23 protein-coding genes are annotated in these 21,306 nt (G+C 46.9%); 14 read left to right on the forward strand and 9 right to left on the reverse strand.

Translation table 11 applies throughout. The annotated features are described in order from the left end of the window. Nucleotides 1-33: 33 nt before the first annotated feature. Nucleotides 34-1,305, reverse strand: a complete 1,272-nt coding sequence (locus ITJ88_RS02590; RefSeq protein ID WP_195864596.1) for a BaiN/RdsA family NAD(P)/FAD-dependent oxidoreductase — start codon at nt 1,303-1,305, stop codon at nt 34-36. Between the two features lie 192 nt (nt 1,306-1,497). Here ITJ88_RS02590 and ITJ88_RS02595 point away from each other — a divergent pair, with 192 nt between their 5' ends. Both ITJ88_RS02595 and ITJ88_RS02600 read left to right on the forward strand, forming a co-directional pair. After that, nucleotides 1,498-3,162 (forward strand): putative polysaccharide biosynthesis protein, encoded by a 1,665-nt coding sequence (locus ITJ88_RS02595; protein ID WP_133207630.1) that lies wholly within the window; start codon nt 1,498-1,500, stop codon nt 3,160-3,162. Beyond that, nucleotides 3,149-3,868 carry a pseudouridine synthase gene (locus ITJ88_RS02600; protein ID WP_064299482.1) on the forward strand — a complete coding sequence of 240 codons (720 nt, stop codon included), beginning with the start codon at nt 3,149-3,151 and terminating at the stop codon, nt 3,866-3,868. Before ITJ88_RS02595 ends, ITJ88_RS02600 begins: the two co-directional genes overlap by 14 nt. 121 nt (nt 3,869-3,989) lie before the next feature. Here ITJ88_RS02600 and ITJ88_RS02605 read toward each other — a convergent pair whose 3' ends face one another. Continuing rightward, the gene (locus ITJ88_RS02605) at nt 3,990-4,622 is read right to left on the reverse strand and encodes an SDR family oxidoreductase (RefSeq protein ID WP_195864597.1); all 633 of its coding nucleotides are present in this window, start codon (nt 4,620-4,622) and stop codon (nt 3,990-3,992) included. Between the two features lie 108 nt (nt 4,623-4,730). Continuing rightward, nucleotides 4,731-4,949: a DeoR family transcriptional regulator gene (locus tag ITJ88_RS02610; RefSeq protein ID WP_023469095.1), complete on the reverse strand. Its 219-nt coding sequence runs from the start codon at nt 4,947-4,949 to the stop codon at nt 4,731-4,733. A 321-nt stretch (nt 4,950-5,270) separates the two neighbouring features. Here ITJ88_RS02610 and pepV point away from each other — a divergent pair, with 321 nt between their 5' ends. The 6 genes from pepV to ITJ88_RS02640 are packed head-to-tail and all read left to right on the forward strand — an operon-like array spanning nt 5,271 to nt 12,308. Further along, nucleotides 5,271-6,668 carry a dipeptidase PepV gene (gene pepV, locus ITJ88_RS02615; protein WP_064299484.1) on the forward strand — a complete coding sequence of 466 codons (1,398 nt, stop codon included), beginning with the start codon at nt 5,271-5,273 and terminating at the stop codon, nt 6,666-6,668. A 59-nt stretch (nt 6,669-6,727) separates the two neighbouring features. Beyond that, the gene (locus ITJ88_RS02620; protein WP_064299485.1) at nt 6,728-7,876 is read left to right on the forward strand and encodes an MFS transporter; all 1,149 of its coding nucleotides are present in this window, start codon (nt 6,728-6,730) and stop codon (nt 7,874-7,876) included. 8 nt (nt 7,877-7,884) lie between these two features. Next, nucleotides 7,885-8,403 carry an RNA 2',3'-cyclic phosphodiesterase gene (gene thpR / locus ITJ88_RS02625; protein ID WP_195864598.1) on the forward strand — a complete coding sequence of 173 codons (519 nt, stop codon included), beginning with the start codon at nt 7,885-7,887 and terminating at the stop codon, nt 8,401-8,403. Between the two features lies 1 nt (nt 8,404). Further along, on the forward strand, nt 8,405-9,280 hold the full coding sequence (locus tag ITJ88_RS02630) for a hypothetical protein (protein ID WP_231925647.1): 876 nt from the start codon (nt 8,405-8,407) through the stop codon (nt 9,278-9,280). Between the two features lie 34 nt (nt 9,281-9,314). Next, nucleotides 9,315-11,456: a type I pullulanase gene (gene pulA / locus ITJ88_RS02635; RefSeq protein WP_195864599.1), complete on the forward strand. Its 2,142-nt coding sequence runs from the start codon at nt 9,315-9,317 to the stop codon at nt 11,454-11,456. A gap of 51 nt (nt 11,457-11,507) precedes the next feature. After that, nucleotides 11,508-12,308: a phosphotransferase family protein gene (locus ITJ88_RS02640; protein ID WP_087681261.1), complete on the forward strand. Its 801-nt coding sequence runs from the start codon at nt 11,508-11,510 to the stop codon at nt 12,306-12,308. A 39-nt stretch (nt 12,309-12,347) separates the two neighbouring features. On the opposite strand, the gene budA is transcribed toward ITJ88_RS02640, so the two are convergent. The 3 genes from budA to cydS all read right to left on the reverse strand — a co-directional run bounded on the left by budA (nt 12,348) and on the right by cydS (nt 15,028). After that, a complete protein-coding gene (gene budA, locus ITJ88_RS02645; RefSeq protein WP_195864600.1) occupies nt 12,348-13,061 on the reverse strand; it encodes an acetolactate decarboxylase in 714 nt (237 codons plus the stop codon). Nucleotides 13,062-13,072: 11 nt separating this feature from the next. After that, the gene (gene alsS / locus ITJ88_RS02650) at nt 13,073-14,764 is read right to left on the reverse strand and encodes an acetolactate synthase AlsS (RefSeq protein ID WP_195864601.1); all 1,692 of its coding nucleotides are present in this window, start codon (nt 14,762-14,764) and stop codon (nt 13,073-13,075) included. A gap of 162 nt (nt 14,765-14,926) precedes the next feature. Beyond that, nucleotides 14,927-15,028 carry a cytochrome bd oxidase small subunit CydS family protein gene (cydS, locus tag ITJ88_RS16475; protein ID WP_023469087.1) on the reverse strand — a complete coding sequence of 34 codons (102 nt, stop codon included), beginning with the start codon at nt 15,026-15,028 and terminating at the stop codon, nt 14,927-14,929. Between the two features lie 176 nt (nt 15,029-15,204). Here cydS and trmB point away from each other — a divergent pair, with 176 nt between their 5' ends. After that, on the forward strand, nt 15,205-15,846 hold the full coding sequence (trmB, locus tag ITJ88_RS02655; protein ID WP_023469086.1) for a tRNA (guanosine(46)-N7)-methyltransferase TrmB: 642 nt from the start codon (nt 15,205-15,207) through the stop codon (nt 15,844-15,846). 116 nt (nt 15,847-15,962) lie between these two features. Beyond that, entirely contained in the window at nt 15,963-16,478 is a 516-nt protein-coding gene (locus ITJ88_RS02660) for a hypothetical protein (protein WP_195864602.1), read from the forward strand. 40 nt (nt 16,479-16,518) lie between these two features. Here ITJ88_RS02660 and ITJ88_RS02665 read toward each other — a convergent pair whose 3' ends face one another. Continuing rightward, nucleotides 16,519-16,875, reverse strand: a complete 357-nt coding sequence (locus ITJ88_RS02665) for a DUF1304 domain-containing protein (protein WP_195864603.1) — start codon at nt 16,873-16,875, stop codon at nt 16,519-16,521. A gap of 69 nt (nt 16,876-16,944) precedes the next feature. Further along, on the reverse strand, nt 16,945-17,247 hold the full coding sequence (locus ITJ88_RS02670) for a PepSY domain-containing protein (protein WP_012371126.1): 303 nt from the start codon (nt 17,245-17,247) through the stop codon (nt 16,945-16,947). Nucleotides 17,248-17,366: 119 nt separating this feature from the next. Here ITJ88_RS02670 and ITJ88_RS02675 point away from each other — a divergent pair, with 119 nt between their 5' ends. Together ITJ88_RS02675 and ITJ88_RS02680 are read left to right on the forward strand one after the other, a co-directional pair. Beyond that, nucleotides 17,367-18,437 (forward strand): M42 family metallopeptidase, encoded by a 1,071-nt coding sequence (locus tag ITJ88_RS02675; RefSeq protein WP_035396484.1) that lies wholly within the window; start codon nt 17,367-17,369, stop codon nt 18,435-18,437. A gap of 157 nt (nt 18,438-18,594) precedes the next feature. Next, entirely contained in the window at nt 18,595-19,608 is a 1,014-nt protein-coding gene (locus tag ITJ88_RS02680; protein WP_195864604.1) for a PTS sugar transporter subunit IIC, read from the forward strand. 83 nt (nt 19,609-19,691) lie between these two features. On the opposite strand, the gene ITJ88_RS02685 is transcribed toward ITJ88_RS02680, so the two are convergent. Next, nucleotides 19,692-19,982, reverse strand: a complete 291-nt coding sequence (locus ITJ88_RS02685) for a hypothetical protein (protein WP_023469080.1) — start codon at nt 19,980-19,982, stop codon at nt 19,692-19,694. Between the two features lie 126 nt (nt 19,983-20,108). Here ITJ88_RS02685 and ITJ88_RS02690 point away from each other — a divergent pair, with 126 nt between their 5' ends. Then, the gene (locus ITJ88_RS02690; RefSeq protein WP_023469079.1) at nt 20,109-20,417 is read left to right on the forward strand and encodes a thioredoxin family protein; all 309 of its coding nucleotides are present in this window, start codon (nt 20,109-20,111) and stop codon (nt 20,415-20,417) included. A gap of 53 nt (nt 20,418-20,470) precedes the next feature. Beyond that, a complete protein-coding gene (locus ITJ88_RS02695; RefSeq protein WP_029342364.1) occupies nt 20,471-21,268 on the forward strand; it encodes a DUF1444 domain-containing protein in 798 nt (265 codons plus the stop codon). Nucleotides 21,269-21,306: the final 38 nt, after the last annotated feature.

Raw genomic sequence — 21,306 nt, forward strand, 5'->3', positions numbered from 1 at the left:
TCTGCTAAGCAGAAGAATCGGGTCTTGTTCATATTAAAAGACAGTATCACGTGCCATCTCTGCGGCGTGACTACCGGCGCAATGACCCGTCACGAATGCAGCGGTGATATTGTAACCACCTGTATAGCCATGGATATCAAGAATCTCCCCGGCAAAGAATAACCGCTCCGCTTTTTTCGACATCATCGTCTTTGGATCAATCTCTTTGATTGAGACGCCACCACCCGTGACGAAAGCTTTATCAAAGTCGAGCGTTCCCGTTGCTTTAAGTGGGAATCGCTTTAATTTTTGCAAGAAGTCCGTCCAGTCCTGTTTCTTGACTTGTGTGCAGACTTCATCGCCAAAGCCGATTTGAGCAAATAGAAGTTCAAGCAGACGTTCCGGCACGAAGCCGCGGAGGGCATTGCGTACCGTTTTCTTAGGATTGGCTGCAAGCGCGGCTTGGAAGCGTTCTGTTAACGCACCGAGTGATTCGTCCGGGAAGAGATCGATTGATAAATGAACGATCGTCTCCTTGGAACGTTTGCGCTCCTTGATCGTGTACTGGCTACAGCGTAAAGCAATCGGACCGCTTAAACCGAAGTGGGTAAAGAGTAAGTCACCCGTGTGTGTTTTAATTGCTTTATCTTTTTTGCCGTGGACCGTTAAGGCGACGTCACGTAGCGACAGCCCTTGTAATGTTTTTTCATGAATGAACGTATCACCTAACAAAATCGGAACTTCCGTTGGGAAGAGCTCCGTGATCGTATGACCCGCTTTTTCAGCCCATGGATAGCCGTCACCTGTCGAACCGGTATGTGGAACGGATTGTCCGCCGACTGCAACGATACAACTTTTTGCTTCAAGACGCATACCGTTCTCTAAGATGACAGCAGCAAAAGCACCGTCTGGATGGAAGTCGAGCGTAGCGACTTGCGCGTCTGTTTGAATCTCGGCACCATGCGCGCGGATTTGATCGATCAACACACGGACGACATCTGCTGCTTTATCCGAGACAGGAAACATCCGTCCATTGTCCTCTTCTTTGAGGGCTACACCAAACCCTTCGAAGAGCTCGATGATCGATTCATTATTGAACTGAGAGAAAGCGCTATAGAGGAAACGTCCGTTTCCTGGAATCGACTGGACGAGTTCGTCGAGTGGTTTTCGGTTCGTGACGTTACAACGTCCGCCGCCAGAGATCGCAAGCTTCCGACCTAATTTATTTCCTTTATCGAGCAGGAGCGTTCGAGCTCCGGCCTGTAAAGAGGCGAGCGTTGCCATCAAGCCGCTCGGTCCGCCTCCGATTACGATTACATCGTACATAAGGTCACCTCATTCATAGAATTCTGCTTGTTTCACTTTAGCAGAAGTTGCGACTGTAAACAAACCGTCTCTTTCAATTCAAGATAGACAGCGGTATAATGATTTGCAATTGTGTACGAGAGAACTTGTATAATGAGACAGTCACGATCAGAGTGTCGAGTTTAAAAATTAGAAAGCGTGAGGGATGTTACCATGTCCACAGTCAGTAATAAGCAGTCTACTTCTTCCGGCAATTCAGGATTCGTTCGTGGAACGATGCTCCTGTCCGGTGCGTCACTGATTTCCCGCGCACTGGGTTTGATTTATCTCTTTCCATTTCAGTTCATGGTCGGCGCGACAGGCATCATGTTCTATACCTATGCCTACAACTATTATGCGATCATGATCGGACTCGCGACAGCGGGGATTCCTGTTGCCGTCTCGAAATTCGTCGCCAAATACAATGCATTAGGAGAGTATGATACGAGTGAACGATTATATCGGTCTGGTCTGAAAATCATGTCCTTGACCGGGATTGTTTCCTTCCTCGCTTTATTCTTTCTCGCACCGTATTTAGCACACCGTGCCATTCCAGGTGGTGACGTTGATTCAGCAGCCTACGTTGATGCCGTCACGATGACGATTCGTGGCGTGAGTTTCGCTTTACTCTTGATTCCACCGATGAGTATGACCCGAGGTTACTTCCAAGGGTATCAATCGATGGGACCAACAGCGATTTCGCAAATCTTGGAACAAATCGTCCGGATCATCTTCCTGCTTGCAGGAGTCAGCATCGCGATTTACCTATTTGATTCAGGCGTGGCATTTGCTGCAACGATTGCGACGTTCAGCGCCTTCATTGGCGCAATCGGTAGTGTTGCGGTTCTGATCTATTATTTCCGCAAACGTGCCAGCGGCTTGCAGGAACTACGTGCTACTCAAACCGTCCGTTCGCCGGATCGCCCGTTAACGGATTTGTATAAGGAATTATTGACGTATGCGATTCCAATCGTCATGGTCGGTCTTTCGACACCGCTTTATCAAGTCATCGACCAGAATACGATGAATGCCGCATTACAAAGTATCGGTTACACGCTCGAAGCGGCCGGAAACGCGACTGCCTATCTGATTGCGGATAGTCATAAGATCGTCTTGATTCCGGTGTCGGTCGCAACAGGATTGTCGCTATCTGCGACTCCGCTGTTAACCGCCTCCTTTACGCAAGGGGATATGCGGAAAGTACGGGCTCAAATTTCACAGATTTATCAACTCGTCTTCTTCGTGACGATTCCGGCAGTCGTCGGGATGATTCTCCTCAGTGAAGAAACGTTCCATGTGCTCTTCCCGAAAGATCAAGCGGCCTGGGTCTATCTATTAAGTTATGCGCCGAGTGCGTTGTTCCTTGCCTTGTATTCTGTTACGGCAGCCGTCCTTCAAGGGATTAACCGTCAGTACTTCACGATCATCGCAACACTTGCTGGACTACTTGCGAAGTATCTCTTGAATGCGCCGTTGATTCATTTGACGGGTGATGGAACGGGTGCTGGTTATGCGACGATCATCGGTTATCTCGTTGCGACGGGATTGATGTTCTTCCGGATCACACAAACGGTGAAGTTCCCATTCAGTACCGTCTTGCGCCGGACATCATTGATTCTAATCATCAGTGCTTTGATGGGAGCAGGTGTTGCACTCGTGAAGTGGGGAATGGTGTCCTTCTTACCAGAAACGACATGGGCATCTCTGTTGATCCTGATCATTGGTGCGGCAGTTGGAATCGTGATTTTCGCTGGACTCTCGATTTGGAGTGGATTAGCAGAAGTCGTATTAGGACGTAAAATTTCATTGAAACGAGGACGAGGCCATGCGTCTAGATAAACTATTATCCAACATGGGGGCAGGCTCCCGAAAAGAAGTAAAACTTTTGCTCAAGGCAGGGGCAATTCAAGTCGATGGTGAAATCGTACGTGATCCGAAACAACATGTCGATGTCGAGACGCAACAGGTTCTGATGTACGGCGAACCGGTCACGTATCAAAAATACATCTATTTAATGATGAATAAACCACCTGGTGTCATTAGTGCGACGGAGGATAAACGAGATGAGACCGTCATCGATCTGTTGTTTGAAGACGTGACGTATTTCAAACCGTTTCCGGTCGGACGACTTGATAAGGATACTGAAGGCTTATTGTTACTGACAAACGATGGAGCGTTCAATCATGCTTTGATGTCTCCGAAGAAACACGTCGAAAAAACGTATTACGCGGAAGTGACAGGTGTATTGACGCAAGAAGACGTCGAGGCAATTGCGGCAGGCGTCACCTTAGAAGACGGTTATCAGGCAAAGCCAGGAAAACTCGTCATCTTATCGACGACAGAAACAGATTCAACGCTTGAATTGACGATCACGGAAGGGAAGTTCCATCAAGTCAAACGGATGATGCTTGCCCTCGGTAAAGAGGTCACATTCTTGAAACGGCGTTCGATTGGTCGCTTGGAGCTTGATCCGGCACTTGCACTCGGGGACTACCGTGAACTGACACCGGATGAATTATCCTTGTTTGATTGGCAACCTGAATAAGCAAGACGAAAGAGGTTGACTCAAAAAAGAATGAGATAAGGGTGGCAGATCATTATTCTGCCACCCTTATCCTTGTGGAAACTGACTTTTGAGTCAGCCCCTTTTTTATTGTGGGATTCAATTATTGGTTACGTAGTGCTTCTGCGATCGGATAAGGACCGCTGAGTACTTCGAACACACGAGATTGTGTCGGATGATCAATCAAGTGAACGAACAGCGCTGCCACATCGTCACGAGACACCTTACGATCTTCGTATGAATCAAAATGCTCTTTCGTTTCAACAGTACCTGCTGGGTCATCGTAGCTGAGTGGACCAGGACGGACGATCGTATAATCAAGTCCGCTTTCTTTTAGGTGAGCATCTGCTGCTGCTTTCGATTCGAGATATACTTTCAGTTCGCCTTTCGGTTCTTCCGTACCGACTGAACTGAGCATCAGGAAACGATTGATTTCGTTCGCTTTTGCTGCATCGATGACTTTGATCGCACCTTCTTTGTCGACGGCACGTGTCAATTCGTCCGATGCGCCACCAGCACCAGCTGCAAAGATGACGACGTCCGCGTTACTGACGACGCCACTGACATCCTTCGTCAAATCCCCAAGTCTGACTTCAGATGCACCGAGTGCAATCAAATCGTTGATTTGATTTTCTTCCCGTACGACCGCGATCGCTTGGTGATCTCCTTGTTTAGCGATCAATTCGACCATTTTGCGTCCCGTCGTTCCGTTTGCTCCAATGATTAAAATATTCATTCTTATCATCTCCTTCTCCCAATAGCTATACCCCACGTTTTAAAAAAGATAACAAAAAAAGACGCGAAGAATCGCGTCATCGAAAGATATACATAGTGAAACAGTGGATCAACCCGCTTGCTTTTGTTTCTTACTCGACGTCCATGTACCGCGTCGAGGGCTCACAATGAGATTGTTGTATTCGAGCACGTTCAAATCCCGCTGGACGGTCCTTGAAGTGATGCCAAACTCTTCAACCAACTCTGCTGTCGTAGTAGCTCCGTTCTCTTGGATGTAGAGATAGATCGATTTAATCCGGGTCAACATACGGTCTGTAGAATCTTTCATTGGTATAACCACTCCCCCAATGGATAGAATAGTGTTCTAAAGCTTCGGGTGACAAAAGACAATGCAATATCCAGTTGTTTCGCCTTTAGTATAACGTTTTGATATTAAAATGCAAGTAATTTAACCGAACGTTTTCATAAAAAACATATTCAAATGGTTTGTAAAGTCGATGATTAATGTTTTATTTCAGATTAATGTTCGTCATTTCAATAAATAAAAAAGAAAACAGAATTTGGATGTTCGTATCTGAACGAATATTCGCTATACTAGGAAGGTGTATAGGAAACGAATCCAAAACCCGTAATGAAGGAGCGAAATCAGATGGTGAATTGGAAAGAGGAAGTACTCGCACGTCGCGAGGACTTATTAGAAGATTTAAAAGAACTATTACGGATTCCGAGTGTACTCGACGAATCCACGATCGAAGAGGGCGCACCGTTTGGTCATGAAGTCAAACGTGCCCTCGATTGGATGCTCGCGACAGGGGAACGCGATGGGTTCACGTCAAAAAATGTCGATGGGTATGCAGGACATTTGGAGTATGGTCAAGGGGAAGAGTTACTCGGTATTCTTTGTCACTTAGACGTCGTACCAGCTGGTGGCGATCACTGGACATACGGTCCATTCAACCCGACGCTTGTAGATGGAAAACTGTATGCGCGTGGAGCAATCGATGATAAAGGACCGACGATGGCAGCTTATTATGCTTTGAAAATCGTCAAAGAGCTTGGCTTACCACTCTCGAAGCGCATCCGTCTGATTGCAGGAGGGGATGAGGAGAGTGAATGGCGTTGTGTCAATCATTACTTCAAACATGAAGAGATGCCAACACTCGGTTTTGCACCAGATGCCGACTTCCCGATCATCAATGCGGAAAAAGGACTTTATGACGGATTATTGATTCAAGGGAAACCAGCGCAAGCATCTGATACAGGCTACCATCTCGTTCGCTTTGAAGGTGGCGAACGTCCGAACATGGTTCCGGGCCACGCCCAAGCGCTTCTTCGTGTCGTCGAAGTAGGAACGCTTGAAACGGATTTCCATGCTTATCTTGAAGAACAAGGTTTGACGGGAACAGTCAAGCAAGAAACGGAAGGTCTCGTACTTGATGTCAATGGTGTCGCAGCCCATGCGATGGAGCCGGACAATGGTAAAAATGCTGCTTTACATTTGGCACGTTTCCTCAATACGCTTCACTTGGATTATAACGGTCGTCGTTACATTCAACTCGTGACGCATATGTTCCGGGATTCTCGCGGTGTAGCGATTGGTGTCGCTGCTTCAGACGAGACAGGTGACTTAACGATCAATGGCGGTGTATTCCGTTACGCCGAAGAGCAAGGAACGGCATCGATCAATATCCGTTACCCGTATACAGCAGACTTCACGGAACGTCTGCAAATCATCAAGGAAGCTGCGGCAGGATATGGTTTTGAATTGCAGACGCGGACGCATATGACACCGCACCATGTTGATCCAAACCATGAATTGATCAAGACGCTAAGTGCCGTTTATGAGCGCCATACGAACCAATCAGCTGATTTGATAGCAATTGGTGGCGGCACATATGCGCGTTCGTTGACGGCGGGAGTTGCTTTTGGCCCAGTCTTCCCGGGTGGTCCTGAAGTTGCCCACCAAGTCGATGAATATGTTGATTTTGATGAACTATTGCTTGCTGTCGCAATCTATGCAGAAGCGATTTATGAGCTCGCAAAATAATGATTGATGATCCCCGCATCGTAAAGATGGGGGGATTGCTTCTTGAAAGGAAGTTCCGTGTGAAAAATCGTCAAACCTATCATTTCCAAGCTTTATATTTCTTTATTTTCTTTGGGCAAGGAGCACTCATTCCGTATCTCGCACTCTATTTCTCAAACGACGCGTTCGGACTGTCGGCTTCAGAGATTGGAACAATCGTTGCGATTGGACCGATTCTCTCCATTTTTCTACAACCCGTCTGGGGAATCGCGGCGGATCGACTCGGGAAACCGAAACGACTCTTACTCGTCGCGATGCTTGCTGCCGGTATTTTTACACTCAGTTACTTACTGACGTCTGCTTATCTGCTTTTATTGTTGATTTCTTGTGTCTGGGCGTTGTTCCAGTGTGCGCATATTCCGCTCGTGGATACATTAGCGATCGAGTACACGCGAAAGCGTAAAGTGGATTACGGCGCTTTACGTCTTTTCGGCTCAGCAGGGTTCGCTTTAGCTGTTTTCATTCTTGGGCAAATCACTGAGGGTGGCGGACTAAATCTGATTTTTTATGCAACTGGCGCAGCGTGGGTTCTCGGTTTCCTTGTGCTGATCGGTATTGAAGAGACGGGCAGCGTCCATGTTTCACATCAGCAACCCGTACCGTTAAAACAGCTCTTTTCGAATCGGCGTTTCCTGTTGTTCCTAGCAGGGGGAAGTTTGATTTTTGGCCCCATCTTCGCCAATAATTATTACTTTGGCAGCTATGTCACGATTCGTGGCGAGACGACGGCACTCGTCGGAACATTATTCTTTGTCGCCGTTCTGTGCGAAATTCCGTTCATGCGCATCGCCACGCGTCTGTTATTACGATTCGGAGCGATTCCGGTTCTTGTATTCGTCTCCTTGTTGTCGGCTGCGCGGACGGCAATGATTGCTTTAGAACTTCCGATCGTCATGCTGTGGGTATTATCTGCGATGCAAGGAATGATCGTAGGTCTGTTGATCCCTGTCGCCTTAGACTATGTCCGATCGCTCGTTCCAGAGACGATGGTCGCAACAGCCGTCAGTACATATATGGCAACGACGACGGGACTCGCGACAGCGTTGTTCAATCTGATGAGTGGTTTTGTACTCGAGAAGAGTACAATCTATATCGTCTTTTGGGTATATACAAGTAGTAGTATCCTAGGCGCGATTCTGTATGGTATCAGTGGTCGTATGAAGGAGTGAACGCGACGATGAGACAAGAACGACACTTTTTCATTGCCTTACCGATTCCTTCTAAAGATTTAGCGAATCTTGCTGAACGGTTATCGCTACCTGAGCACTTTCGTAACGTTTATACATTAGAAGAGTATCATCTAACACTTCGTTTTTTCGGTCCATTAGAGGAAAAAGAACAGCAGTCGTGGAAACAGCAGTTACAGCAGATCTCACGTACGAAGGAACCCTTCGTGCTACGATTCGATCGTTTAATCACGTTTGGTCGGGATGAACGACCACGCGTCGTAGGATTTGGAACGGAATCGGAGGAGCTGTTTCAATTAGTGGAACTGATTGATCCGAATTCGACCAGACCATTCGTACCGCATGTCACGATCGCGAAAAAATGGCGGACTGAGGCAGCTGAATGGGAGACGAGTCCGATGCAATCGGTAGAGTGGACTGTTCGTGAACTCGTTCTATTTGAAGTACGACCAGAGGTTTCACCGCGATATGAGCCGGTTTACCGGATTCATCTAGGTGAAGAGGAATGAGGTGATCCCCATCGCAATTTTGATGAAACTATATGACTTAGATAGTCGATTTGAAAAAAATCCGCTAGAGATGACGAAACGATTCGGTGAACACCAGGCACTTGATTATGCCCATGTCTACCGCAGATGGGAGGCAGGAGAGTTGTTTCCAGGGGAGACGCTCATTCGTCCGAAAAAGTGGTGGCAAGTGATGAAAAAAAGTGAAGTCATTCAACTTCCAGGTAAACAATTATCTCGAAGAGCGTTTGATAAATGGTACAAAAAACGTCTCGAATTACAAAAGCTCTTGAACGTCACTGGCGGAGCAGGGGAGGAGGACATTTGGCGGATTCCATTGAAACGTCATTTAGACTTCTATCAGATGCTGCATCTACTAAATGAACAATATGCGATGTTTTATCGAGCGGTCATCCAATATCAAGTCGGAGAAGTCGAGTTGAGTCCATTTGTCGTCGGTCCGTCCGCGATCTATATCATGGAATGGCTCGATGGCGACGAAAGTATTTATCATATCCGGCGAGATAAGTTATGGCGGGAGCAGCCGTTTAAGGCTTCTGCGAAACAAATTTTGAATCCGAACATCGGTTTAAAGCGAACAGAAGATATTTTACGGGTCGTACTCGGCCGGGATTACGTCTTGCCGATCGAACGGGTCATCCTCGCCCCTTCAGGTTATTTTGATCAAATTCCAAAAGAAACGACGACGACGTATGTCAATAAAGTCGATTTTCCGAACTGGGTGCAACGAATGAATGCGAATGCGACACATACAAAGGCATTTCAGATGCGGGTGTGTGAAAAAATCCTAAAAGAGACAGTATCGATTCCGTTTCACATGGCGATTCAAAGTGAGGGACAGTCTCGAATTCAAGAGTAAGGGAGGGAGCGACGGCATTGTCGTTGCGAAAGAGATGACGAATCAAGAAGTAGCGATACCAGTGATCCGGGCGGAGTTCTTATCGTTCCAAAGCATCCGGGTCGAGGTCGAAGGCAATCCGTCAATCCACTGGTCGCTTGAATGTGATGGACAATCACTTGCGATCCAGCAAGTCGAGACACACCGTGAGGAACAACTGGTGATTTATGAATTGACGGTTCTGGAACCGGTCGAGCTAGAATGCCGATATGAGGTATTTGGAGCAGGGCGGTCGATCCGTGTCGTTCCCGATCGGTTAGTCCGGACGGAAGCATTCGAGCGTAAGTACCGTTACGAAGGGAAGCTTGGTGTCTGGGAAGAAGAGGGCGCATTTCATTTTGCTGTTTGGTCACCGGTCGCAGAACGGATCATGTGTGTCGTGTACGATCAAGATGAACGGTTACTCAAAAAGCACGAAATGGAGCGACAAGAGCAAGGCGCCTATTATCTACAACTGGAACAAGATATCGCAGAGTGCTGGTATCGGTATGAAGTGACGACCTATCTTGGCACACAAGAGGTCGTTGATCCGTACGCTAGTGCGATATCGGAGAATGGTCGATACGGCGTCATCGTTGACGTCGAACGGACGATGACCAAGTGGTTCCCGAAGCGCGTCGCGCGTCCTTTGTTCGTCAAACCGTCAGACGCTGTCATCTACGAAGCGAATATCCGTGATTTCACGATCGATCACTCAGCTGGTTCAAGTCATCCGGGTCAATACGCAGGGATGACGGAACGAGGAACAGTTTCTCCTCGAGGTCATGCGACGGGACTTGATTATCTCCTAGATCTCGGGATTACCCATCTGCAATTGCTACCAGTCCACTTTTTTGAGACGACCGATGAACGAACGCGGTCTCCATATAACTGGGGATACGACCCAATGCTTTGGTTCGGACTAGCTGGGAGTTATGCGAGTTCGGTTGAACCACTCGTTCGCATCAGAGAATACGCGGAAATGGTAGAGCGACTCCATGAAGCAGGCATTCGTGTCACATTCGATGTCGTCATGAATCACGTCTTCATTCGAGAACGCTCCTCTCTCGAACAACTTGTCCCTGGTTATTATTTCCGCTACGAAGTAGACGGAACACTATCGAACGGAACAGGTGTCGGAAATGATACCGCATCCGAGCGATTCATGATGCGCCGCCTGATCGTTGACTGTTTGACGTACTTTGCTCGAGTCTACCGGATTGATGCCTTTCGATTTGATTTGATGGGGATTCATGACATTGAGACGATGAACGATGTTCGTGCGGCGCTCGATGCGATTGATCCAACGATTCTGGTGTATGGAGAAGGATGGGATCTTGCGACAGCGTTACCGGAACGATTAAAGGCGATGAGTGCCTCCGCTGCGCAAATGCCGCGGATCGCCCATTTTAATGATGTGTTCCGTGACGCGTTAAAAGGATCGACGTTCAGTGAATTCGACCGAGGATTCGTTGCGGGAGATGGCTGGAAGGAAGGGGAAGTCCGAAACGGGATTGCGGGAAGTATCCACATCGACAATCAAACGTACGGACGTTTTCCGGAACCTACCTATTCCATCAATTACGTCGAAGCGCACGACAATCACACGTTATACGATAAATTAAAGTTATCTTGTCCAGAGGCAGATGAACAAGAGTTATTGCGGATGAGTCGCCTGGCTCAGACGATTGCCTTGTTTGCGCAAGGAATTCCGTTTCTTCACGCAGGTCAAGAGTTCTTGCGCACGAAACAAGGTGTTGAAAACAGCTATAACGCACCAGACGAGATCAATCGAATGGACTGGGAACGGCGGGATGATCATTTGTCCCTTGTCACATACATCAGGACGATTTTGCAGATTCGTAGAATGCATGGCGGATTCCGGTTGCACCGAGCGAATCAGATTCGCGAACTGCTTCATTTCATCGACTTACGTCCGGGTGTCATTGCTTATGAACTTGGAGCGGTCCACTCGTATGATGCATGGCAACGCACGCTCATCGTTTACAATACGACGCGCGAAATCGTTGAAGTCTCACTTGATCATTCGCGCTGGAATGTGCATGTACAAGGGGATGAGGCCTCGGTCGACCCGCTTCTGAAAGGTGTCGACAGGATTCAGGTCCTTCCGTTGTCAACGACGATCGCAACGTGTTAAGATAAGCATTGTGCCTTAGGCAAATCTACTAAAAAAGTTGAGCGGATTATAATGGAATTAGATATTTTAGATGCGCTTGGCGAAGGCTGGACCCTTACGCCAGCAGGTGGAATCACAGGAGAAGCGTACATCGCTTCAACCGGACAATCGAAGTTGTTCTTAAAACGAAATTCATCGCCGTTTTTGGCGATTTTATCCGCAGACGGAATCGTTCCGAAGTTATTATGGACGAAACGGATTTATAGTGGGGACGTCATCAGCGCCCAACAGTTCATTGAAGGCGACGAGTTAGAGCCTGAAATGATGGAACGTCCTGAAGTAGCACGTTTGCTTGGGAAAATCCATGATTCGAAGGAATTACTGTTCATGCTACAACAGCTTGACCAGCGTCCGATCGAACCTGATGAGTTATTGCGACAATGTCGTTTGTACTTTCAACCGGATGATTTAGAGGATCCGGAGCTCGTGGAACATGCGATGGTTTACCTCGAACAAAATCTGGAGCAGGTCAGAACGGATGAGCAGGTCGTTTGTCATTCAGATTTGAACCATAATAACTGGTTGACGGGAGCAGACGGTCAACTCTATCTGAACGATTGGGATGATGCAATCATTGCTGACCGTGCGTACGATCTTGGAATGATGTTATACAGTTATGTCGACGAAGCGGCTTGGCCAGAATGGTTCGAACATTATGGACATCCTTTAACGAGTGATTTGAAGCGACGCATGCACTGGTATGTCGTAGCGCAAGCGGTATTATCACTCTACTGGTATGAAGATACGCGTCATCCGGATGTCGACGACAGTTATCATTTTCTTGAACAGCTACTTGAATACTCAAACGACTAAAAAGCGTGTCATTCCGAAAAGGAACGACACGCTTTTTGCTTAACCTTCTGCGATTTTAATCTCTTTTTCAATATCGTGACTTTCGAGATCTGCCGATCGATAAGCCTCTGTCGTCGGTAGACGTAAATCAAGTTGAGGCTTTTCTTCGAATGTGACGGTGACGTTCTTAACTGTGTAGTCAAAGACGTGACCACCACCTGCGCGGGCAGCATCGATGAAATGAAGATGATATCCGGCGACGGCGATACCGTGACCGAATCGTGGTGTATAGTATCCGGCAAGCGTTCCTTCCGTGTGCTCGAATGTACGAGCGCTTTGAGAAGCGACAGCTTCCGTGATTGGAACGAACGGTTTTTCCTGGCGTGCGACGGTGCGTGTCTGAACCTCCGTGAATGTTCCGTCAATCCGGATAGCATAAAAGCTATTGATCGTTGGGAGTTGTTCGTTCAGCCAGTGCTCAAACGTCGCTTTTGACATCTCTTCCGTCACGGTCAGGGTTTGTTCCGGCTCGAAACGGGTTAATGTCGCGAAAGGTGTCGTCGTCTCAGGTTGAAGCGGTCGAGCACTACCATCTGAGCGGAGTTGATAGAATTGACCATCGAATCCAATCATCTCACCGTCTAAGTGGTCAAACGTTCCGATACCGAAATCACGTTGATCAAGGACGGAAGCATACGTGACTTCACTCTCAAATACGCCGTCAAGCAGTGCCATCATCGTTGAAATCTGGACGAGTGTTTTATCGTGTGCCATGTGAATCCTCCTTAGTTCAATTGATCGAGATGAACTTGTTCTCCAAGCGCGATGTTGTCACGGTAATCGATCGGTACATCGACGATGACGGGACCGTCTGTCGCGAGTGCTTCATCCATGATTGCTGCGAGTTCCGAAGGATGATTGACGCGGAGTCCTTTTGCTCCAAAGCTTTCCGCATATTTGACGAGGTCGACGTCACCAAATGACGTACCGGATTTCCGTTTGTACTTCATCTCTTGTTGGAACGCGACCATATCGAATCCGCTGTCGCGCCAGACGAAGTGGACAAGTGGTGAGTTCAAACGGACAGCTGTCTCAAGTTCCATTGCAGAGAAGAGGAATCCGCCGTCACCTGAAATCGAGACAGCTTTCTTTCCGGGACGAACGAGTGTAGCTGCGATTGCCCATGGAAGTGCGACGCCGAGCGTTTGCATCCCGTTACTAAAGAGGAGGTGGCGCGGTTCGTACGAACGGAAGTGACGTGCCATCCAAATATAGTGTGAGCCGACATCGACCGTGACGGTGACATCGTCCGCAATTTTTTCACGCAACGTCTTCATGAAATAAAGTGGATGCGTCAACGGAGAATCCGCGACAGGAGGAACATCACGATCGACAAGACGTTGATGCAATCCTTCAAGGAACTGAACAGAGCTTTCAGGTAATGTGAGTGGTCGTAGGCGTTCAGCGATCGCATCGACGGTTTTCGCCATATCACCAACAAGCTCATGATCTGGACGATAGAAATGATCGATTTCAGCACGCATTTGATCGATATGAACAAGCGTCCGGTCGTGCGTTGGTTGGTTCCAGAATTTCGGGTCATAACCGATTGGGTCATATCCGATTGAGAGGACAAGATCCGCTTCTGCAAGTAACGCATCTCCCGGCTGATTACGGAACAATCCAACACGTCCGTAGAAATTCGATTCAAGCTCCCGTGATAATGTGCCGGCTGCTTGGAATGTCTGAACGACAGGAATCGAGACGTTTTTGAGTAACGAACGAATCGCGTGTACGACGTCTGGTTGACTCGCACGCATACCGAGTAACAAGACAGGGAGTTTTGCCTCTTGAATCAGACGGGCTGTTTCATCGACCCATGCTTCTGGTGCAACACCAAGCTTTGGTGCTTCAACTGCACGGAACGCCGTGACGTTCGCTTCGCTTAGCCCGACGTCTTGCGGGATACTGACGAAAGCAGCTCCAGCTGTCGTTTCAGCTGTTCGGAAAGCATTCGATAATACTTCTGGAATGTTGTCGGCATCTTGCACTTCAGCACTAAAATTCGTAATCGGTGTAAAGAGTGCCTGATTGTCCATCGACTGATGTGTTCGTTTTAAACGATCGGCTCGCGTGACAGCTCCGGCAATTGCGACAACAGGGTCACCTTCAGAGTTCGCCGTCACAAGACCAGTCGCTAAATTTGATGCCCCGGGACCAGATGTCACAAGGACGACACCCGGTTTGTCCGTTAAGCGTCCGATGGCTTGAGCCATGAATGCAGCATTTTGTTCGTGCCGTGCAACAATCAGTTCAGGTCCCCGGTCCTGTAACACATTGAAGACGGAATCGATTTTGGCGCCGGGAATACCGAAGATGTAATCGACACCCTGCTCGATGAGTGAATCGACAACTAGATCCGCACCTGTTTTCTTCTGTATTAGTTCTTTTGAATCACTGTTTTTATTTTCGTTCATTACAATTCTCCTTTTTACCAACGTTTTTGGTGTTCGATAGCTGTAATAAATTATCTGTTTCAAAAAAATTATACATCTGTTTCATGGTAAAACCAACCTAAAATCGTTTAGAAAATAAAAAAAGTACCTTGTGTACGATTACACAAGGTACAGAGATTGCCCTTATTCGACGTCGACTTTTCCGAAAGTCGCCCAGACGAACAAAGCAGTGATTCCCAAGACGAGAACGATGGGAGATGCCCAACTAATCAAGAAATCATCCACAGTATAGCCCTCCTTTTCGGTTCTTACGTACCTTAAGTGTATTAGAATGCTCACTATTTCTCAAGTGACGAACTGCTGAACATTCTTCGACGGGAAACGAAGAAGTTCTTATATAATTACCCGAATCATGATAAACTTATCTGCGGATAATTTAAGTTTGGAAAGGATGAACGATAGTGCGTTTACGACATAAACCATGGGCGCAGGATTATATGAAGGAACAATCCTCGATCTATATAGCAGAACCAGCATCTCTTAAAGGAGCATGGGCTAGCGAGTTCAAGAATGATAACCCGATCTACATCGAAGTGGGATCAGGCAAAGGAGCCTTCATTACCGGAATGGCGCACCAACACCCGGATATCAACTTCATCGCAATCGAATTATTCGAAAGCGTTGCCGTGACGATCGTTCAAAAATTGGTCGAAACACCACAATCGAACGTTCGCGTCTTGACGGTCGATGCAAAAGATCTACGTGATTACTTTGAAAAAGGCGAAGTGTCCCGCGTATATTTGAACTTCTCTGATCCATGGCCAAAGACACGTCATGCGAAACGTCGCTTGACGTATAAAACATTCCTCTCGACATATGAAGATATTTTACCGGCGAAAGGTCAAATCCACTTTAAGACAGATAATCGGAAGTTGTTCGAATCGAGTTTGATGACGATGTCAGCATACGGCATGCGCTTCGACTGGATGTCACTTGATTTACATGCGAATGAACCGGAAGATAACGTTCGGACAGAGTACGAAGAGCGTTTTTCATCAATGGGTCAACCGATTTATCGGATGGAAGCAACGTACCAAAATTAATTTAGACAAAAAGTTTTCTTATTTTCCTGGTATTTCTTTCACACTTTTTTCTTATTAATTGGTACAATGTTGTTGACTGAAGAACTTGTACTTATAGGTAAAGGGGGAATTTGGGGATGTGGCAGAAAAGCTTAGCCTTCGTAACGGCGCTCTTTCTCGCATTAAGTATCGGTCAATCGGTACTTGCTGCGGTTGATACCTCAGAAATGACGAAAGCATTAAATGAGGAATTACCAACGACGCATTACGATTATAAAAAAGGTTCGGTCGAAATCGAGGATCCGAAGACGTTCACGAATGAAAAAGGAGAAGAAGTCATCGGCGGGATCGCTGTCATCGAGACAGTCCGTGACGGCATCTTCATCACAATCAAACGTGAAATCCACTTCTTCAATGCCGATAGCGGTAAATTGTTGACGAGTGCCGATGCTGCAAAAGTTGATGGTGTAAAAGAATACATCGACAGCAACTCGGATAATCTTCATCAAAAAGTTGTTTACTGGTTACCGGTACTCTTGATGTTGTTGATCATCGCTGTACCAGCGGTCATCTTATACATCGTTGTTCCACGTCTATACTCGACGACGGAATACATGAACCCGATCTACGAACGCAACGACAACCCGCGTTAATTAAGAAAAAAGCCTCTATCCAATCGGATAGGGGCTTTTCTCATGCAAGCAATACGAAGATGAAAGCAAATATGGCAGGCAGGCCTTGTTTGAGTAAAATGGAGCGATTGGCAGTCACGGCGCCATAAAGCGCAGCGATGATGACGCACGCTAAAAAGAATAATTGGATGGCAACATCCTCCCGAATCAGACCAAATACTAGTCCGGCTGCTAAAAATCCGTTATATAAGCCTTGATTCGCAAAAAGTGTCCGAATTTGTTGTGATGCAACAGCTTCGTCCGTTAAACCGAACGTTCGACGAGCCGCTTTGGAAGAAAGAAAGAACATTTCAAGTGCTAAAATATAAAAGTGTTCCAAAGCAACGAGGATAACGAACAGCGTAGCAAGAATCGACATGAATCATACCTCCTTCAGATGAACGTGGAAAAAAGACCGTACTTCGTCGATCGAAGCACGGTCTTTTGATTAAGCGTATTCGAGTAAAGCGCCAGTTTCGGCATCAACTGTGAATTGATACGTTTTTTCGTCATCACCTTCAAGGACCGAGATGCCACCTTTGTAGCTTTGGTAGTCACGTGACTCATATGCGTAAGCCTCTGGTGTTGCAGAGATCCATGCACCTTGGACACGTCCTTTTGCTGAAAATGTGCGTTTCGTGATTTCGAGCGCTTCCTCGGCAGAAAGTTGTTTGTTATCAACGGCTTTCTTCACTGCGAAAGCGGCGACGACAGCTGCTGCCAATCCGATAATCCAATAGCGTTTTTTCATTAAAATTCCCCTCCTTACAGGTTCTATTCCTACTGTACCAAATAATTCGTTCAGAGAGAAACAAAAGGTTAAGTGATAGAAGCAATTTTTTGTATAATGAGAAGCAGGAGGCGATACATATGAATGAAAAAACGAGAGAGTTATTTCGAACACTGACGGAATTGAATGGGGCACCGGGGTTTGAACACGACGTTCGTCAGTTCGTTCGCGAGCGCATCACACCTGTCACGGATGAGATCGTAACGGATGGACTCGGTTCGATTTTCGGAAAACGAACAGGCGATGCGACAGGACCGAAAGTCATGGTTGCCGGGCACATGGACGAAGTGGCATTCATGGTGACGCAAATCACGAAGAACGGAATGTTGCGGATTCAACCGCTCGGTGGTTGGTGGAGCCAAGTGTTGCTTGCGCAACGCTTCTCGATCTGTACGGACAACGGTGTCATCCCTGGTGTCATCGCATCGATTCCACCACATTTGTTGACAGAAGAAGTACGCAATAAGCCGATGGCGATCAAAGACATGTTCATTGATATCGGTGCGGACTCAAAAGAAGAGGCGGAATCGTTTGGAGTACGTCCAGGTATTCCTGCCGTACCATTTTTCCCGTTCACACCGATGGCGAATCCGAAAAAGATCATGGCAAAAGCATGGGATAACCGCTACGGTGTCGGAATGGCGATTGAATTGTTGGAAGAGACAACAGCGGCGGATCATCCGAACATTTTGTTCTCGGGTGCAACGGTTCAAGAAGAAGTTGGATTGCGCGGAGCACAAACAGCGACAGCACTCATCGATCCCGACGTCGCGTTCGTCGTCGACGCTTCTCCTGCCAATGATGCATCAGGAGACAAAACGGAATTCGGTCAACTCGGACAAGGACCATTGCTTCGAATTAAAGACAGTGTCATGATCCTCTCAAAAGAGATGACGGATTACGTCCTCGATACGGCAGAATCGAACAAGATTCCGTACCAATATTATGTCGGTGCAGGTGGAACCGATGGTGGTGTCATCCATCGTTCGAATAATGGGATTCCAACGACAGTCGTTGGTTTACCAGCACGCTACATCCATACGCATGCATCGATCATGCATACAGATGATTATGATGCGGCGAAGGAATTGCTTCGGAAACTCGTCACGAACCTCGATACGACGACGCTCGCGACGCTACAAGTTAAGTAAATGACATGACAGACAGTGGATGTGAATCCGCTGTCTGTTTTTGTTTAATAAGAACGATGTAAGTATGAACTGTCTTGTCAGTTGAAAAAACAGTGTAGTCGGATAGAAAGGAGATTTGATATAATGATACGCGATGTTAAGAAAAGGACGTGACAAGATGTTCAAACAAAAAGGGATTTCACTTAGCCCTAAAGTATATTTCATCACCGTATTAAGTTATATGGCACTTGGATTGTTTAGTTCGTTGATCATGGGACTCATCATCCGGACGATTGGTGAAGGATTGGTCGATCGTGGTGTAGAGGCGAAGTTTCTCATTCAGTTAGGAGAGCAGGCAATCGCGCTGACCGGGCCAGCAATCGGTGTGGCCGTAGCATTTGCACTTGAGGCACCACCGCTGATCTTGTTCGCAGCAGTTGCCGTTGGTGCGTTCGGATATGAAGCAGGAGGACCAGCAGGGAGTTACATTGCAACGCTTCTTGCGACAGAGGTCGGAAAACTCGTTTCAAAGACGACGCGACTCGATATTTTAGTGACGCCGTTTGTTACGTTACTAGCCGGATTCGTTGCCGGACGTTATGCGGGAAAGTGGATTGGGAAAGGCATGACGGATCTCGGCGAGTTGATTCGTTGGGGTACGGAACGCGAACCGTTATTCATGGGAATTTTCGTTGCTACCGTCATGGGTCTTGCATTGACGGCACCGATTTCGAGTGCTGCGCTTGGAATCATGCTTGGTTTGGATGGACTTGCTGCAGGGGCAGCGACGATCGGTTGTGCGGCACAGATGATTGGATTTGGCGTCATCAGTTACCGTGATAACGGAATCGGTGGTGTGGTTGCTCAAGGGATTGGAACATCGATGTTACAAGTAGGAAATATCATTCGAAATCCTTGGATTCTTCTACCGCCGACTGTAGCCGGTGCTATACTAGCGCCATTTGCGACTGTTTTGTTAATGCTTGAGAGTAACCCGGAAGGTTCCGGTATGGGCACGAGCGGATTCGTTGGTCCGTTGATGTTATTAAAAACAATGGGGTTCGAAATGGAGTATTATCTAGCAGTCGCTGTCCTCTGTTTCCTTGCGCCTGGCATCATCAGTTATTTCATTTATCGCCTATTACGACGTCTCGGTCGGATTCAAGATGGCGATTTAAAAATCGAATATTAAATACAAAAAGCTGATTCTAAAGGATACGCCTGTTTGACCAGATGGTGGACGAACAAGCATATGACTTTTTGAATCAGCTTTTTTCATAAAGAGAATCCGAATGAACTTGAATAAAAACTCGTAAAGAAAACGTAGAGGTAAATGAGGTAAAGTGGAGTCAAATACCGCATGCGTACGACGGGCAATTTTCGAGCGAGTCGTTTTCCGAGTGCTTCGAGTAAAATGATGATCGCAAAACCGACGACCAAATACAAAAAGATTTCGGGTAAGCTTCGTTCGGAATCAATGAAGGAATAGCCGTAACGTAAACAACTCGTCATGCCAACGAAGCCGACGAAGCGTTCGAACGGATGTTTGATTGGTTGATCTGCCATAGTGAAGTCCTTTCCAGGTGTTTTCTAGTTGCAGTATAGCAAACCAAGCACGAAAACGCACAGCCACAATTGAATATGCTATGATGAGGGCAATGACTTCTAGGGAAATCAAAGGAGGAAATCATCATGAAAACATTACAATCCAAACAAGAATTCGATACAGCAAAACAAGGAAATGCCGTCTTTTTATTCTCAGCAAACTGGTGCCCGGATTGCCGCTTCTTAGATCCGTTCATGCCGGAAATCGAGCAAACATTTAACGGCTTCGAGTTTTACTACGTCGATCGCGACGATCATATTGAAATTGCCCAGGAAATGGACATCTTCGGAATTCCAAGTTTTGTTGCGTTCCGCGATGGTGAAGAGACAGGGCGTTATGTCGGGAAAGAGCGGAAGACTCCAGAACAGGTGACAGCATTTTTAGAGACGGTTTAAGAAAAAAGCGAGCGCTGACTCGCTTTTTTTCATGATAGAAAGGATGAATTCGAATGGAACTACAACAAATCCGAAGAATGATGACACAAACATTTGAAGAAGAAGGGTACACGACATATTTCGATCGTGAAAAGTCTGTATTACGAATTGAGCGAAAGCACGATAAATCAGGCGTTGATGTCGGATTGAATCCGCTTGTCGCAAAAGCAAAACGAAGAGGTGTCATCGCAGTCGAAGAGACGATCGAATATATCCGTGCTGTACTCGGACAAACGGATCAAATCTCACTCGTTGGACAAGAGCAAAAAATCTTTCCTGTCATTCGTGCTAAATCGTTTGCCGATACGACAAAAGAAGGAAAGACGCTTGTCAGTACACCACATACAGGTGAGACGAAAATCATGTACGCACTTGATTTAGGGGCGACGTATCGTTTGATTGATGAGGAGTTACTGGCGTCTGCTGAATGGACAGCTGAACAGCTATCAGAAGCAGCGCGTTTTAATGTGAAATCGCTTGATGCGCCATTTAAACAAGATGAAGTAGCGGGGAATATCTTTTATTTCTTGAGTCTCGGTGACGGATATGAGGCGAGTCGTGTTTTGAACAAGACGTTATTAGCAGATTATGCGGCGCAAATCGAAGGAGAATTCGCTGTCGGGATTCCGCATCAGGATGTGCTGATTTTCGCGGATATTCGGAATGACGCCGGATATGATGTCTTACAGCAACTGATGTTTGACTTCTTCTCGAACGGTCGTGTACCGGTCACGGCATTACCATTCTTATATGAAGATGGTAATCTGGAACCGGTCTTCGTCCTTGCGAAAAACAAGCAGCCGAAAGAGTGAAGAATCTGATACAATAGGCATTGTGAGAAAGACGGAAG

Origin of the sequence: Exiguobacterium abrahamii (assembly GCF_015645365.1) — a bacterium.
GTDB classification, from domain to species: domain Bacteria; phylum Bacillota; class Bacilli; order Exiguobacteriales; family Exiguobacteriaceae; genus Exiguobacterium_A; species Exiguobacterium_A abrahamii.